Genomic DNA, 15,612 nt, shown 5'->3' on the forward strand with positions numbered 1-15,612 from the left:
TAAATTAGCTGCTAAGTAAAGTAAAACTGCCTAAAACATTTGCATTACCTTCTAGTACTTGAATGAGATTTCAAATTACAACGTTTCCACAAAGTATATAATTAACATCCACACCTTTGGTCAAGTTCCATTCACGCTTTATTACATTATATTCCATACCAGTCATATCTTGTAGTGTTACATTGTTTTCCCTTAGATGATTTGCAATTTCTGATGGCTTGAGAAATTTATTCCAATTATGTGTGCCTTTTGGCAGCCAGTTTAATATGTACTCTGCGCCGACTATTGCAAGACAGAAGGATTTAATAGTTCTATTTATCGTCGATATAAAAATTAGCCCTTCTGGCTTCAACAGCTCTATTGCTTTTTTCATGAAAAACTCTAAATTATCGACATGTTCAACCACTTCCATCAACAAAACCACGTCATACTTCTTGTCATTGCTTAGCTCTTCAATGCTAGTGTGTGTGTATTCTATATTTAACCCTACTTTCTTCGCATGCGACTGTGCCACTTTTATGTTTTCCTCACATACATCTATTCCCGCAACGCTAATACCAATACGCGCCATTGACTCTGACAAAATGCCACCACCACAACCAACATCGAGCAATGATAGTTCTTTTAAATCGCATTTTTTTAATTCTTTTATTTTCTCAACGATGTATGATACTCTCACAGGATTCATCATGTGCAATGGCTTGAACTTGCCATTCTCATCCCACCATTCACCTGCTATTTTAGCGAATTTTGATATTTCATCTTCATTATAAGTTTTTGTGGTTTTTTTCTTGCTAATATTGCTAAGTTTATCAAGGCGTTCTTTATGTCTACTTTCTTTTGAAAATTCTGTTTCGAGGAATTGTTTGACTATGTCTTTTGCTAATCCACTCGCAGTAAACCCTGCACCAAGACACAGTATATTCGCGTTGCCATGCTCGCGAGCTAATTTTGCGATCTCAACACTATTACATAAAGCAGCGTAGATTCCTTCAAAACGATTTGCCACAGTACTCATGCCCAAACCTGTACCGCAAATTAATATTCCATAATTTGCTTTTTTGTTTGTTATATCTTCTACAACTTCAGCAGCATAGTCAGGGTAGTCTACACTCTTTTGTTCAGCAGTGCAGCCACGGTCTATCACTGTATAATCTAAAGTTTCCAAGTAAGCCTTTATTTCTGATTTTAGTTCATAACCTGCGTGGTCTGAAGCAACTGATATCACATCTGACATATAAGAAATTGCAACTTAAGGGTATTTATATGGGTAATTTATTTTGAGCTTTTTGTCAAGCTCTCCTGATCTTTCTGAATAAATTTCGAGTCAGATATGCATAAATTCTATATAATTTTTATCCTACCACTACTCATTCGGTAAAATGGATCATATAGATATTATAAAGTCAAAATTATTGTTGTCCGACATAGTAGGAAAAAAAGTTAGGTTAATAAAAAGAGGAGATAGTTTTGTTGGACTCTGCCCATTTCATAACGAAAAAACTCCATCTTTTTCGGTCAGCAATGTTAAGGGCTTATATTACTGTTTCGGTTGCTCAGCTCATGGTGATGCGTTTGAATTTATTTCACAAACTGAGGGCTTAAGTTTTAAGGAAGCGTTGGAAAAATTGGCATCTGTTGCAGGTGTTGAGTTACCCAAAAACCTCAGCTTTGCTAAAGAAAATGACAAACTGTTTTCAGCACTGAATTTAGCTGCAAGTTGGTTCGCGCAGAAAAATCGAGGTGTTATGGCTTATTTAAGGCAGCGCAAGATCTCACTCAAAATCATAGATAAATTTAAGATAGGTTATGCACCAAGTTCTGGCTTGAAGGAATATTTGAACTCCTCTGGTATTAAAGACGAGATTTTGATCGATGTTGGGTTAATAAATAAGAATTCTCGTGATTATTTCTATGATCGGCTGATATTTCCTATACACAACATCACGGGCAAAGTTATTGGTTTTGGCGGACGTGCGCTGAACTCTGAGCAACAGCCGAAGTATCTAAACAGCCCAGAGAGTCAGCTCTTTAAGAAAAGAGAAAATTTATATGGATTAAACTTTGCTTTGAGTGAAATACGCAAAAAACAGCATCTATTTGTTGTTGAAGGATATATGGATGTAATAGCACTACATCAAGCGGGAATTAGCAATACAGTTGCTCCGCTTGGTACCGCAATTTCTGCAGAGCAGATAAAAAATCTTTGGAAACTTGCTAAAGAAATTTCTATCTGTATGGATGGCGATAGTCCTGGATGTCATGCTGCTATTCGAATTGCAGAACTTGTTCTGCCGATACTGGAGCCTGGATACACATTGAAGTTCGTGACTTTGCCAAGCAACAAGGACCCATACGATATATGCAATGAACTAGAATATAAGACGGAAGATGTACTATCCGCTTTTAACCGCTCAACAGAACTGCACTCTGAATATTTATGGCATCACATAATTGGTAGCAATTTGCAAAATTATGAAAAATTTGCTCCGGAAAAATATTCAATTCTTGAGCACAAGTTCATGAAATATGTCAATGCTATCGGTAACAGCAGTATTAGAAGGTATTATAGAGATTATTTTTACAATAAGGTCAGTGAATTAAGAAGAAACTTTAAAAAGCTGATTTTTAATAGCAAAGCAACAAAAGGTGAGTATCTTTACAATAAATCTCCAGAGCTAATTGAAGCAGAGCAAAATCAGGCCATAATTTTGCGTATAGCCGTAGAATTTCCTGAAATCTTGAACCGTCCTATATTTTTTGAGCAATTTTCTCATTTCGAATTTACTAATGAGATGAAAAAATTACAACAGTGCGTAATTAATATGGTAACTAATGAGAGCAACTTTAATAAAGAAATTCTGCTACAGGAGTCTAGTGTTATAAAGTTTATATTTGAAAAAACTAGCGTACTAAATAGTCAATTAAGTGAGAAGAGATCGGCAGAAACTGTCTGGAATAACATAGTATTACGGAAAGAATTAAATGTATTACAAGAAGAAAAAATTAAAGCAAGGCTGGGCGGTAATTTTGACTTAGAGGAAAGGCTAATAGAACAAATAAAGCAAATAGAGGATAGTATACAAGAAATGCAAATGGAATTTATTCAAAAGTAGATGGCTTAAGATGTTCAAAATTGGTAGAAAAACAATATATTGATGATTGCTTAAAATAGCTTGTTCTAGTATACTTCCGATTTGTTCAACTACGATAAGTGTTTGCATTTCTTCCTCTCATTATCTTTCTAGCTTTATACCTTGGAAGTGGTATTTATTTTTCTTTTATCGGACTTGGCAATCCTCTTCATCAAATTTCACCGTTAGTTTGCTTATTACCAGCATTATTTTTTGCTGTTCTATTCAATAAAAACAAAATTCAACATAGTATTGATACTCTTATAAAAGGTATGGGTAATAAAACTACTCTTACCGTGTGTTTGATTTTTCTCCTTGCTGGGGCATTTTCTACTGTTACTGAATCGCTTGGTAGTATAAATGTTATTGCTAGCTTAACTATTTGCTTTCTTCCAGCACAATTATTACTTCCTGGAATGTTTTTAATTTCTGCGTTTATTGCAAGTGCAATAGGCACATCAATCGGAGTTATTGCACTTATAACACCAATAGCTGTGAATCTAGCACAAAATGGAGCTTTTGATTGTGCGGTGGGCGTTGGAGCTGTGATAGGTGGGTCTATGTTTGGCAGCAACCTTTCAATGATATCTGACACTACTATTGCTGCTACTTCTTCACAAGGAGCTTCAGTAAAGGATAAAATAAAACTCACTTTCAAGACAGGATCTGTTACAGGTCTTATAATACTTATTTATCTAGTAATAATTTCAAATAGTACAGAAGTTGTTTCTATCTCAAGTCTGAATTATTTATCCATAGTCAAAATTATCCCTTATATATCTTTAATAATTATGGGTTTATTTGAAATAAATACTCTGGTAACATTAGCTGTTAATATGGTTGTTGCTGGAATATTAGGAATAGCTTTTTTTGATTATTCTATTATTGATTATTCTCATGATATATGTAGGGGTTTTAATAAGATGAATGAGGTAATGATATTTATTCTTTTCAGTAGTGGATTAAGCCACTTAATGTACGAATACAGTCAGAAAAAGATAGATAAATTCACCGATGAGGTGAATCTCACAAGAAGTCAAGCTGAACTTATGATTGCAGGAATATCATCTCTGTTTACTATTTTAGTTTCCAGCAATGTTGTTGCTATTTTATTAACTAGTAATATTGCTAAAAGGCTTGCGCAAAGATATAACATTGCACCACACCGTAGTGCGTACTTATTAGAGATATTTACTTCTATCACAAAAAGTATCTTACCTTATGGTTCTCACGTATTACTAGCAAGCAGCATTGCCTCTCTGTCACCTATCATCGTACTAACAAAAGTATATTATTGTTTTGTTTTTGCAGCAGTTGCGATAGGTGAAATAGTTATTAACGGCAGACGTCGTGCGGTTGTAGCTCCTCAATTACCATAAATAACTCTTTAAATTTTCACTCAATTTGTTGATAAATATTATAATATTTGCTAAAATACTTATATAGTACCAATTCTTTTAAAGACATAGTATTACTAATGTTATAAAAAATGTATCAAAATAGTGGAGAAACAAATGCCTGATTATTATGAAATATTAGGAGTAAAAAGAGATGCTACTCACGGTGAGATAAAAAAAGCATATTACAAATTGGCACGTGAGTTTCATACAGATAAATTGCATAAGGAAGTAAAAGCTTTAGATAAGCTAGAACGAGAAAAGAAGAACAGAACGCTACTACAATCGGAAGAAAATGAACGAGCTCAACTTAAAGAGAAATTGACAAAATTCAAGGAAATATCAGCAGCATACACAGTGTTATCTGACCAAACAAAAAAAAGCCAGTACGATAGAGGAGAGGATCCTAATCAACAAACTTTTGAGACGGAACCTACATGGGAAGAGGAGAGTGACTTTTATAAAAAGATAAGTAAAATACTCAAAGACATGTCTGACTTGCACGAATCTACATCTGAAATCAATGTAATATTAAGGCAATCTAGCATTCTTAACGAAATAACTGATACGTATCATCAGAAAGTAAAAGAGATTAAAAAGCAAAAAAACGGAATAGATAAAACTGAAAAGATTAATGAATTAGAAAAAAGACTATCCTATTTCTTGACTTGTATTAAGTTGGCCAAAGAGATCAAGTCAGGCAACTTTAAATATTGTAGCTCTATAATGAGAGAAGCTATAATTGCTACTGATGACATTACATCTCTAGCACAAATTGCTGTTGCGTATGATCATGTAGAAATTTTTAAGCTCTTAGATGGAGAAGGAACCAAAGTATCACTAAATTCTTATTTGGGTATTACTGCTAAATGTTGCTCTGAAAAGATTTTAGATTTCCTTTTTAATAAATACATTAATGAAATGGATGTCAGGTATAAAGATGAAGAAGGAAAAACAGCTTTACATCATGCATTAAAATGGCTTGATAGGAATGAATCGAAATACCAAATTCTTGTCGAGTCACTTCTTAGCAACGGTGCAAGGCTCGATGTTAAAAGTGACAAAGGTGAAACTCCATTTGATCTCTTACTTAACTATGCTGAGGAATCTTTCTGTCCTCAAGCACAAATAAAAAGATTGAATAATGTTTCAGCGTTGCTTAGTTGTTGTAAAATTGATGAGCTGAAGAAACTACAAGGTACTTCTGCATTGAATAAACTGGTCAAACTTGCTGCTAGTAAGCATCACAAAGAAATTTTTAATCTCTTGACCAAAAATAACATACATATTGCATATTTAGGTGATGAAGACGGTAACACAGCCTTACATTGTATATTAAAAAGTATTCATTATAAAGATTATGAATGGACAAATTTTGCCAAATTCCTTCTTAGTAAAGGTGCAAGGCTTGGTGTTAAAAATCGTGAAGGTGAAACTCCATTTGATCTCTTGGTTGACTATGTCAGAATGCATTTTTATGATAGGCATAGTTCTGAGAGAAATGCTGATGGAACTTATGACTTTATTTGTCGTGACTCACGTAGTCCACTGCAACGGCTAGATTTAGTTGTGAGGTTACTTAGCGAACATAAAGATAAACTGGAAGATCTAAATGGTACTAGTAAGTTAGGTACATTAGTAAATATTGTTGTTGATTGTAATCATAAAGGAGCTCTAGATCTTCTGCTAGAAAGTAACATACGGATTTCAAGTTATGCCTTAAATAAAATTGTTGAATGGGATTTTCATGAAAAGATTTTTGATTGCTTTTTACATAAAAATAAAATTGACTATCAAGATGAAAGTGGGGATACAGCTCTACATCATGCTTTAAGAAAGTTGCACTCCGATAAGTCAATGCTTTGCAAAGTTGAATCACTTGTGAGTGCAGGTGCGAGATTTTATGTTAAAAATGACCAAGGTGAAACTCCGTTTGATCTCTTGGTTGAATATGTTGAGAAGGGGTTTTATGGTCAAGCGTCAAGGTTAAGTTATGCTTGGAAGTTGCTTAACAAATGTGAAAATAAAGATGTACTAAGAGAGCTAAAATATAAAGATGGTACTACTGCATTAGATAAACTAAATGAGCTTCGTATTAAGTGTCGTAATACTTCTATCATAGTTGCTTCTACGTTAGCAGTAGTAGGAGTTGCTTTAGAAGTAGCTATTGCAGTTTACTCAGGAATGTTAGCGTTAGGGATAGGAATTGGAGTTTGTTGTCTTGTTGTTGCTGCAATCATATACCATTGTAATAGTCCTGCAAATTTATTGAAAGATAGCAATGCTGAAGTTGCAATTAATCAAATGGCATTAGTAAAATTATAACTTAAGATCAGAAGAAATGGCAGATCAAGTTTAATAATGTTAATTCAGTAATATATTTAGTAAAATCTAAAACTAAGAAAATTCTATACTTGCAACTCTGTGAGATGCTGGTGGTATCTATCTTACTTTCTTGATAGGAATATAGATGACAAGAGATAGGCAATGGAATTACAAAGAGTTTGCAAATATTAGTTATTATTTGTAGAATATAGAGAAATTAGTAGAGATTTTAATAGTATGCCATCCGTTACTTTTATTTTACCTGATGGAAGTAAGAAAAGTTATGAAGCTGCAGAGGGAGAAACTCTTCTTAATTTAGCCCATAGAAGTGATCCAGATCTGCTTGAAGGTGCATGTGAAGGTTCTCTTGCTTGCTCTACATGCCATGTGATTGTTGATCCAAAATTTTATGATGTTGTAGAAACACATAATCCTATATCTGATGAGGAAAATGATATGCTGGATCTAGCTTTCGGTTTAACAGAGACATCGAGGCTTGGATGCCAAATAAAAATCACAAAAGATATTGACGGTTTGTGCGTAACCGTGCCCAGAGGTACAAGAAATATATCATTAGATAAATAAGAGGATAATGCGTAAAATTTTTATCTATATTCTCATCTCCTTACCTTTGTTTATTCCTCTAGCGTATAGTGGTTTTTGGTATTTTTCTGCATTTAAGGTAAAAAGTCTTTTAACTGATTACATTAATGACGAAAAAGTTGATATTTCACATGATTTTAAGGGATTTCCTTTTAACCTAGTTTTTCGTGTAACGAATCCAAAATTTTCTAATGAGCAATTAACTGTTTCATCTGAAGCTTTAGTGATAAAAAACAGATTATTTGATAAGTCAGTATATATCTATATACCAAGCAATAAAGTAAACATTGCTGTCCGTAGTGATGAGAAAAAGAATATAAAGTGTCACACACACGTGAGTAGCCACTTTGTTGTTAAACTAAATGATTTACTATCTTCATTAAAATTCAACAGAAATAGCACTGTAATAGACTATATAGATACATTTCGTTACGAAGATTATGGATTAAAATGTGATGTTTTAGAAAATCAGCAAAGTGTTATAACTGAAGTGAATGATAAAAGTAATTACATTCAATTTCACTTTGATAAAGAACTGAATGAAAATACTAAACTAGAATTTGATTTTTATACTTACCGTTATAAACATACTGCAAGTCCTGAAAATTACCTTAGTGTCGACGCTAAATTAGATTATGAATTTGTAAACCATATTTCAGCTTCTAAGATTAATTTCAACATAGAAAAATTTTTGATTGAGAGTAATAACTTTTCTATTGCTGCGAATGGTGGAGTAAGTAATTACAATTTAGTTACATCTTCATTTGAAGATAAAATCAATGTAGCCATATCAAATTATAAAGAATTAATTTCGTTTATGACTAATGATTCAAAGACTGCAGATAAATTGGAAAAATCAATATCTTCCTTATCAGAAAAAATCACTGATAACGACATTCAATTTTCAATAAAGTACGACAATAATGTAGGTTCAGGCTTTATTGGAAAATTATCCACTACTGATTTTATCACTCAATTCACCAAGAATGAGAATAGTAATTAGCTTACTTTTTACATTGATATTCCATTTAAGCATAAATGCTTTTACTTTGGATGATAAACTAAGAGACGAAAGCATGGAAGAGCGAGCAAGTAGCTTATTTGCAGTAATAAAGTGTCCAGTATGCTCTGGTGAATTATTATCCGAATCTGAGTCTCAAGTTGCATATGGTATGCGTAAGACAATTCGCAAGAAGATCAGTGATGGATATACTAACGAGCAAATAGTTTCAGAGTTAAAAAATTCTTATGGAGATTCAATTATCATTGTACCACCTGTAAAATCTAGTACCTACATTTTATGGTTTATTCCTTTTATAATTCTTCTTATTGGATGTTTTCTAATACGAAAATCAGTTCAGAAAATAGATAAAGTAGTAAAAAGATAACTATAGAGTAAAAGTGAGTTTACAACAAATGCAAGTAGCTACTATAAGAACATTTGAGTTTAGATCAAAGATTGTAAGGTTAAATCTTCCATCCAAATAACCACGCACTCTACCTGCTTATCTGGGTAGACTTCTTGCACTAAGGTTTTATAGATCAACATTTGCTTTTTTATTTCATTTGATGAGGAAATAGGAACGTTATGGTGTGATTTATAGTCAATTATGATTGCTTTGTCTTCTGTTATACACAGTCTGTCTAGCCGCACTAATAATGGTTTTCCGTCAATTGTTCCACTAAGTGGAATTTCTGATTTGCCCTCCAAGTCGAACAGGTAATCATATTTTTCATTAAAGGTTAATATTTTGCTGTAAATTTCATCCTTATCTTCACTAGTGTTTATGCTATCAAGATATTTCCTAACCCAATTTTTTCTCCTGTCTTTCTCTATCTTGGGCATATATTGCAATATACTGTGAATTATTAAGCCTCTTGCATAGCTGTCTGTCGTCCCAATGCTCCTTTTTGTCATTCCAGCATTCTCATCTGTCATCCCAGTGCTTGACACTGGCTTTTTTTCTCCAGGTTCCAGCGTTACGTGCTGCAATGACATTGATAGGTTTGATGGAGGTGAAATCACTGGAACATCAAAATAATCACGTTTTTTATAAATAGAAGGGTAGTTTGCATTCATGCATAGCACTTCAACTTTTTCTTTAAATATCGGCTGTAAGTATAGTTTTTTCCTCTCATATAATGCTCCATATTGAATAACTAGATCATACCAAGAGCCCTTTTGCACTGGCTCTTTGCCTAAAATGTATAACTCATCTTCAGCACGCGTAAGTGCCACGTACAGCAAACGCAAATATTCGTTATAATCCTCTAGTTTTTTCTCTCTTTTTACTTGATTACAATAAGCATTACTATTTTTGCCACACCAAAATGGTGCTTCCGTTGCATCAAACAAAATATTTTCGCTGTTTCTTGGTACTGTATTTGTGTCAACTAAAAACACTATTGGAGCTTGTAGACCTTTTGATTTATGAATTGTCATTATTCGTACAGCATTGAGTTCTGATTGCATATCGTTTTTAATCTCAGGATTATTTTCTTTGATCCACTGAACAAATGCTTGAAGAGATGGGTGCTCAAATTGCAATACGAGGTTCATAAATTCGTCTAGAATCTCGAAGCACTCAAGACCTAGCCTTGCAGCAAATTTCTTTTTACCTGTGCGTAATATATGCGTGAATAATGTAAGAGGGGATTTTGTCTGAGATAAGTTAATCAGATAGTTTAATTCGCTATAAATAACCTCATGATAATCATGAATTTTTTCCCACAATGACTGCTCTTTACGATTATATGCAATATTGAATAAATCGTCCTCAGTAAAGTTAAATAGCGGTGATTTTAAAACATTTGCAAGAGCAAGATCATTTGCCTGGAGGAGCAAAAATTCAGCTAAAGCTATTAAGTCCTGCACAGCTATGTAATCCATAATTCTAAAATAATCTCGTCCTATAACTGGTACATTTACTTTTTTTAGTTCACTTATTATGTAATCAACTAACACATTTCGCTGCCGTACCAAAATCATAATATCCCTTGGTTCTATATGACGATCTTTGGCGACTAAAATCCGCCCTTCGTTTAACCAATTGTGAATTCTTTGGGCTATTGCCTGAGCAAGTAATCGATCTGTTACTACATAATCTTTCCTCTGTATTAAATGAATTTGTAAGGCTTGCTGCTCTTCCTCTTTATACCTTGGCAGTAACGGCCAGATTTCAATGTACCCTTGATCGTTTTCTCTATATGGAATATGTTTTATCTTGTTATCATTGAAAGATATTTCTTCACGAAAATTGTTAAATATTCTGTCTACAAGCATCAAAACTTCTGGAGTTGAGCGAAATGACTTTTCAAGTTGACATGATACCCAATCTCTGCCACCGGTTTTCGTGTGAAAATATTGCTGCATGTAATTAAATAGATGGGGATTTGCTCCTTGAAATCTGTAAATTGATTGTTTTACATCTCCAACAACGAATAAAGTTCTCTTTTCGTCACCACCGGTAAAAAATTCATTGCAGAGATTTGTTATAATTTTCCATTGACTGATACTATTGTCTTGTGCCTCGTCAACAAGAATGTGGTCTATTTTTTGATCTAGATTAAACAATATCCAATCTTTATAGCCTGGATTGCTAAGGAGATTTGTTGCTAAATTGATGATATCATCATAATCAAGCAGTGCATTCTTTGATTTTTCACTATTATATAGATCAACATATACTTTAAATATACTAAGTAAACTACTGGTTCTTGCGAATATTTGATAAGAATTTATATCCTTTACATGGGTAAACAATGCATTTTGAATGCTTTCTATCATTTGCTCTACGTCTTCAAATTTTTCCAAAGCACCCTTTGTTATAATGGATGATATGCTCTTTTTTTCGTACGATTCTGATTTGAGAAATACTTTAGCTAAGTTCTCTATCTTGTTGTCATCCCAGTGCTTGACACTGGGATCCATATTTCTTTTTTTCTGGATCCCAGTGTCAAGCACTGGGATGACAACATTTGGTACGGACGATTTTGTGCTATTACACCAATCATAAAGTATCGCACTGTAATTCTGATCTCTTTTGCTGCCCTCACTTAATATTTTAGCTAATCTTTTTATCTGCTCAATCGTTTCACTCTGTAAATCGTGAATCTTATCTGGGGCACTTAGTTTATCTTTGATATACCCTAAATTATTTTCTAGAGCTGATCTCTTTATACATAAGGTATAGAGTAAATCACTCAGCTTGTTTTCATCAATTTCAGCTGCAATGATATTTATATCGTCCTGCACAGTTTCATTATGAAGCGTTTTTTCAAATACGATGGAATGCAATTCTTTACATTCGCTCAACGTACAATTTGGAGCGATACCAGCTTCTGTAGGAAAGCTGGAGATTAATTTGTAACAAAAGGCGTGTATAGTTTGAATATTAAGACCAATATTTTCCAGTTCAGAAAAAAGCCTTCTTGCTCTTGTTAAATAATCTTTATTTTCTCTGGTCACACACTGGGCTAATTGTTCTAAATCTGTGACCAATATACCCTCTGGACATATTGCCCACTTACTAAGTGTACTGTAAATGCGATCCTCCATTTCATTTGCTGCAGCATTGGTAAATGTTAAGCAGAGAATATTTCTCTTATTCTCTAATAGAAGTCTTAATACTCTGTCTATTAAGATCTTTGTTTTACCTGTACCAGCTGATGCACTTACCCATACAGAGAAGTTAGGATTTATGGTATTTGATCTCATTAGGAGTGTATAAAGTTTGACTGAAGTGGCATTTCAAGTATAGTAAATAAGATAGTGTTAGTGAAGATATACAGATGGAAAGTTTTTGTGTAAAGGCTCCTGCAAAGATCAATCTTTTTTTACATATTATAAATAGAGAAGAAAGAGGGTATCATTTAATTGAAAGTTTGGTTGTCTTTGCTAAACTTTCTAATTTTTTAGAGATAAAAGTAGGAGAAAAAAACTTTAGATATGATAACTCTACAGTTCAATTTGTAAACTCTGAGTTTAAAATAAACTATCGATATAATACTATAACGAAAGCATTGAGTCTACTGCTTAGGCATGCTCCTGTACGCACTAAAGTCACTGTGAAGGTTGTAAAAAATGTACCAATTGCTGCGGGATTTGGTAGTGGTTCCTCAGATGCTGGAGCTGTGATACGCACACTAGGAGATCTATGGGAGATTGATAGGCAAATTTTAAATGATATAGCTTTAAACGTTGGTGCTGATGTGCCTGCAAGCATAAATAGTAAGCCAGTTTTTGTCAGAGGTGTTGGTGAGGAATTATGCCCCGTTAAACAATGCTCTTTACCCACAAGTGTGGTACTTGTGAAACCGAAAAAAAAGTTTTTAAATACATCAGAAGTATTCTCCAAGTATAAGGAGAATTTTTCTCAGCCAATTAAGTGGAGTGATGATACTGAGAAGGATTTGTTAAAGCTTCTTAAAGAGACAAAAAATGACCTGCAAGAAGCAGCAATAAGTCTTGTACCTGAAATTCAGGGTATAATATCAACACTAGAGTCACAAGAAGGCTCTATGCTGTCTCGCATGTCAGGAAGTGGCGTAGCGTGCTTTGGAATGTTCGATAGTGAAGAAAGTGCAAAAGCTGCAGCAGCAAATATCAAAAAGAAATATCCAGAATGGTGGGTATGCGACACGCAGTTAATAGTTTGATTTATGCTCTTAGTTTCTGAGAAGAAAAATCTCATAAATGGTTACAAGGAAGGAAGGTTTTGGGTAAATAATCAAGAATATCATGGCTCAATTATAATTTTTCCTGAAAAGGTGATTAAATTGAAAGAAAGTGATATAAACAATAAGAAGTATTTTGAATCTTTTTTAACAGAGGAAATAGAGATTTTGATAATAGGTACTGGTAAGATACGCGATTGTTCGATGAAGTCTTATCTTATGGAGCAAAAGAATTTAAATTTTGAATTTATGACGACGGGTTCTGCATGCAGAACCCATAACGTTTTAATATCTGAAGATAGATTTGTTGTCAGTTATCTGATAGCATGTTAGAGATATTTACACAGAGTTTTTTTATAAACAGTCTAATTGCGGTAATTATGATTAGCCTAGTCACAGGAGCTCTAGGGTCATTTATGATATGGCAAAGGTTATCGTATTTGGGTGATAGTTTGTCCCATTCTTCATTGCTTGGTATTGCACTTGCTTTGATCTTTAATATCAGCCCATCGATAAGTATAATGCTCATTGCAATTATGTTTGCTATACTACTTTCTCTTAATTTTAATAAATTATACTCTGCTGATACGATATTGAACATAGTTACCAATGTAGTTTTATCATCGAGTTTAATACTTATGTCTTTTCTTCCATCAGGTAATAATAGTATTATTAGCTCACTTTTTGGTGACATATTAATGATTGACCAAAGTAATATAATATCAATTTTTCTAACCTCCGTAATAGTTACTTTGATATTAATATTTAGATGGCGCTATTGGCTGATGATTTCGATTAATCAAGATTTGGCAACAGTTGAGAAAGTACATGTTAATTTTGTTAGGCTAGAATTTTTGATTATACTCGCTATCTTTATTGCAATTTCTGCTCAATTAATAGGAATATTACTCATTGCTGCATTTTTGTTAATACCTGCTGCATCAGCAAGACTCATTTCAAAAACTCCAATGCAAATGATTATTGTTGCAACAGTTTTTTCTGTGATTTCTGGAGTATCAGGTTTGATATTATCTGCAAGTTTTGACTTATTAACTGGACCTGCAATTATACTTATCGCAGCTGTGTATTTAATCATTGCTTATTTTATAAGATTGGTGTTAAGTAGATCGACTTAATTTTGGTCTCGGAAGTTCATAATTCATTAACAAATGAGTGTAACTATCTGAGCGTAAAGTAGTTTTTGCTACGTTGTTTTTATGTGCTAATTGTTAATTTGTGGAGTGAAAGATATGGCCGAAGGATTTTTTTCTAGATATATAGGACAGCCTATAAAAAATTTTTATAATTATGTTACGGGAAAGAAAGAAGTGTCTGATGATATGCAGAATACAGCAAATCAAGAAAGCTCAGAATTGTTGGAAACTGATGTGCAATCAAATGATGTACCACCAAGTAGTGATAATATAATATAGATGGCATGAGAATCACGCCATCTAAAGTTAAAAAATTCCTTGAGAAACCCGATACTTTAAGTGGTGTATTAATTCATGGGAGTGACAATAGTAAGGTCGATATTTTTGTACAGGAAATAATTGCCAACTTGAATGAGTATTCAGTTCAGGTGATGGATTTTGCAGTAGTGAATAAGTCGCCTGGCTTGTTATTTTCCGAGTTGGCAAACATTTCGATGTTTACTAAAAAAAGGTTAGTTAAGCTGATAAATGTCAGTGGAAGTATATCTAAAGAGTTAAGAAACATATTGGATCATAATATAGGCGATCATTATATAGTAATGATAGCAAATGATCTTCCATATAGTTCTACAACTAAAAGTTATATGGAAAGCTCAAAAATTTTCGGTGTCATTACCTGCTATAAGGACAGCGGTAGTAATCTTTGTGATATTATATCAAGTTACTTGAAACAAAATGATATAGAGTGCACAAGTGAGATAATCTACCACTTGCAGTCTTATTTTAATCATAGAAAACTGCCTATATATTCAGAGCTTGAAAAATTAGTTTTATATCTAGGAAAAAGAAAAGATCTTAAACTTGCTGATATAGATCTATGCTTTTCAACCTCCGGCAATGATTATGTTACACTTGATAATCTGTGCTCTGCAATAGTGAGTAAAGACATGGGACAATTCATCAAAATTTCCGATGTATTGATATTACAAGAGAATTTTTCACCGATAGCATTAATCCGTATTATATCAAATTATTTTCTACGGCTAGAAAGCGTTTTGCTGTTAATACAAAATGGAATGAATGAACAAGCTGCAATTGACCAGCTGAGTCCTCCATTGTTCTTCAAACAATTGCAGAGTTTTAAATCTCATTTGAAAAGTTTGCAACTTTCAGAACTTAAGAAGATCTTAGAAAATTTGATGAGCTTGGAAGTGACTTGTAAAAGAACTGACTTGGACCATAAAATGATCTTTCAGCATGAGATTAACTATTGGTGTTATTCGTTCAGCAGAGTAGTAAAATAAGGTAGACGAGAAAAAACAA

The 15,612-nt window shown here is 33.3% G+C and carries 13 protein-coding genes; 11 read left to right on the top strand and 2 right to left on the bottom strand.

Annotation, left to right across the window (positions count from 1 at the left end):
• Positions 1 to 70: 70 nt before the first annotated feature.
• Entirely contained in the window at positions 71 to 1,237 is a 1,167-nt protein-coding gene (ubiG, locus tag ABWU56_RS04545) for a bifunctional 2-polyprenyl-6-hydroxyphenol methylase/3-demethylubiquinol 3-O-methyltransferase UbiG (RefSeq protein WP_064085277.1), read from the bottom strand.
• Between the two features lie 145 nt (positions 1,238 to 1,382).
• Between ubiG and dnaG the strand changes: the two genes are divergently transcribed.
• The 6 genes from dnaG to ABWU56_RS04575 all read left to right on the top strand — a co-directional run bounded on the left by dnaG (position 1,383) and on the right by ABWU56_RS04575 (position 8,847).
• Positions 1,383 to 3,116 (top strand): DNA primase, encoded by a 1,734-nt coding sequence (gene dnaG, locus ABWU56_RS04550; protein ID WP_010401576.1) that lies wholly within the window; start codon positions 1,383 to 1,385, stop codon positions 3,114 to 3,116.
• Positions 3,117 to 3,214: 98 nt separating this feature from the next.
• Positions 3,215 to 4,513: a Na+/H+ antiporter NhaC family protein gene (locus ABWU56_RS04555; protein ID WP_353281138.1), complete on the top strand. Its 1,299-nt coding sequence runs from the start codon at positions 3,215 to 3,217 to the stop codon at positions 4,511 to 4,513.
• A gap of 135 nt (positions 4,514 to 4,648) precedes the next feature.
• Positions 4,649 to 6,856 (top strand): DnaJ domain-containing protein, encoded by a 2,208-nt coding sequence (locus tag ABWU56_RS04560; RefSeq protein WP_353281140.1) that lies wholly within the window; start codon positions 4,649 to 4,651, stop codon positions 6,854 to 6,856.
• A 237-nt stretch (positions 6,857 to 7,093) separates the two neighbouring features.
• Complete coding sequence (locus ABWU56_RS04565) at positions 7,094 to 7,441, top strand: ferredoxin family 2Fe-2S iron-sulfur cluster binding protein (RefSeq protein WP_006013713.1); 348 nt, start codon at positions 7,094 to 7,096, stop codon at positions 7,439 to 7,441.
• A gap of 7 nt (positions 7,442 to 7,448) precedes the next feature.
• A complete protein-coding gene (locus tag ABWU56_RS04570) occupies positions 7,449 to 8,462 on the top strand; it encodes a hypothetical protein (protein ID WP_064085306.1) in 1,014 nt (337 codons plus the stop codon).
• On the top strand, positions 8,446 to 8,847 hold the full coding sequence (locus ABWU56_RS04575; RefSeq protein ID WP_010401557.1) for a cytochrome c-type biogenesis protein CcmH: 402 nt from the start codon (positions 8,446 to 8,448) through the stop codon (positions 8,845 to 8,847). Before ABWU56_RS04570 ends, ABWU56_RS04575 begins: the two co-directional genes overlap by 17 nt.
• A gap of 59 nt (positions 8,848 to 8,906) precedes the next feature.
• Here the strand turns inward: ABWU56_RS04575 and ABWU56_RS04580 are convergent, their stop codons facing one another.
• Entirely contained in the window at positions 8,907 to 12,176 is a 3,270-nt protein-coding gene (locus ABWU56_RS04580; RefSeq protein WP_353281141.1) for a UvrD-helicase domain-containing protein, read from the bottom strand.
• A 74-nt stretch (positions 12,177 to 12,250) separates the two neighbouring features.
• Between ABWU56_RS04580 and ABWU56_RS04585 the strand changes: the two genes are divergently transcribed.
• From ABWU56_RS04585 to holA, 5 genes are all read left to right on the top strand, one after another.
• The gene (locus tag ABWU56_RS04585) at positions 12,251 to 13,117 is read left to right on the top strand and encodes a 4-(cytidine 5'-diphospho)-2-C-methyl-D-erythritol kinase (protein WP_353281143.1); all 867 of its coding nucleotides are present in this window, start codon (positions 12,251 to 12,253) and stop codon (positions 13,115 to 13,117) included.
• Positions 13,118 to 13,120: 3 nt separating this feature from the next.
• A complete protein-coding gene (locus ABWU56_RS04590) occupies positions 13,121 to 13,468 on the top strand; it encodes an Mth938-like domain-containing protein (RefSeq protein ID WP_353281145.1) in 348 nt (115 codons plus the stop codon).
• Entirely contained in the window at positions 13,462 to 14,271 is an 810-nt protein-coding gene (locus ABWU56_RS04595) for a metal ABC transporter permease (protein ID WP_353281147.1), read from the top strand. The genes ABWU56_RS04590 and ABWU56_RS04595 overlap by 7 nt, the downstream gene beginning before the upstream one ends.
• Positions 14,272 to 14,385: 114 nt before the next feature.
• Positions 14,386 to 14,568 (top strand): hypothetical protein, encoded by a 183-nt coding sequence (locus tag ABWU56_RS04600; RefSeq protein ID WP_015588477.1) that lies wholly within the window; start codon positions 14,386 to 14,388, stop codon positions 14,566 to 14,568.
• Positions 14,569 to 14,573: 5 nt separating this feature from the next.
• Positions 14,574 to 15,593 (top strand): DNA polymerase III subunit delta, encoded by a 1,020-nt coding sequence (gene holA, locus ABWU56_RS04605; protein WP_353281148.1) that lies wholly within the window; start codon positions 14,574 to 14,576, stop codon positions 15,591 to 15,593.
• The last annotated feature ends 19 nt before the right edge of the window (positions 15,594 to 15,612 follow it).

Origin of the sequence: Wolbachia endosymbiont (group B) of Horisme vitalbata (genome assembly GCF_964028625.1) — a bacterium.
GTDB lineage: Bacteria > Pseudomonadota > Alphaproteobacteria > Rickettsiales > Anaplasmataceae > Wolbachia.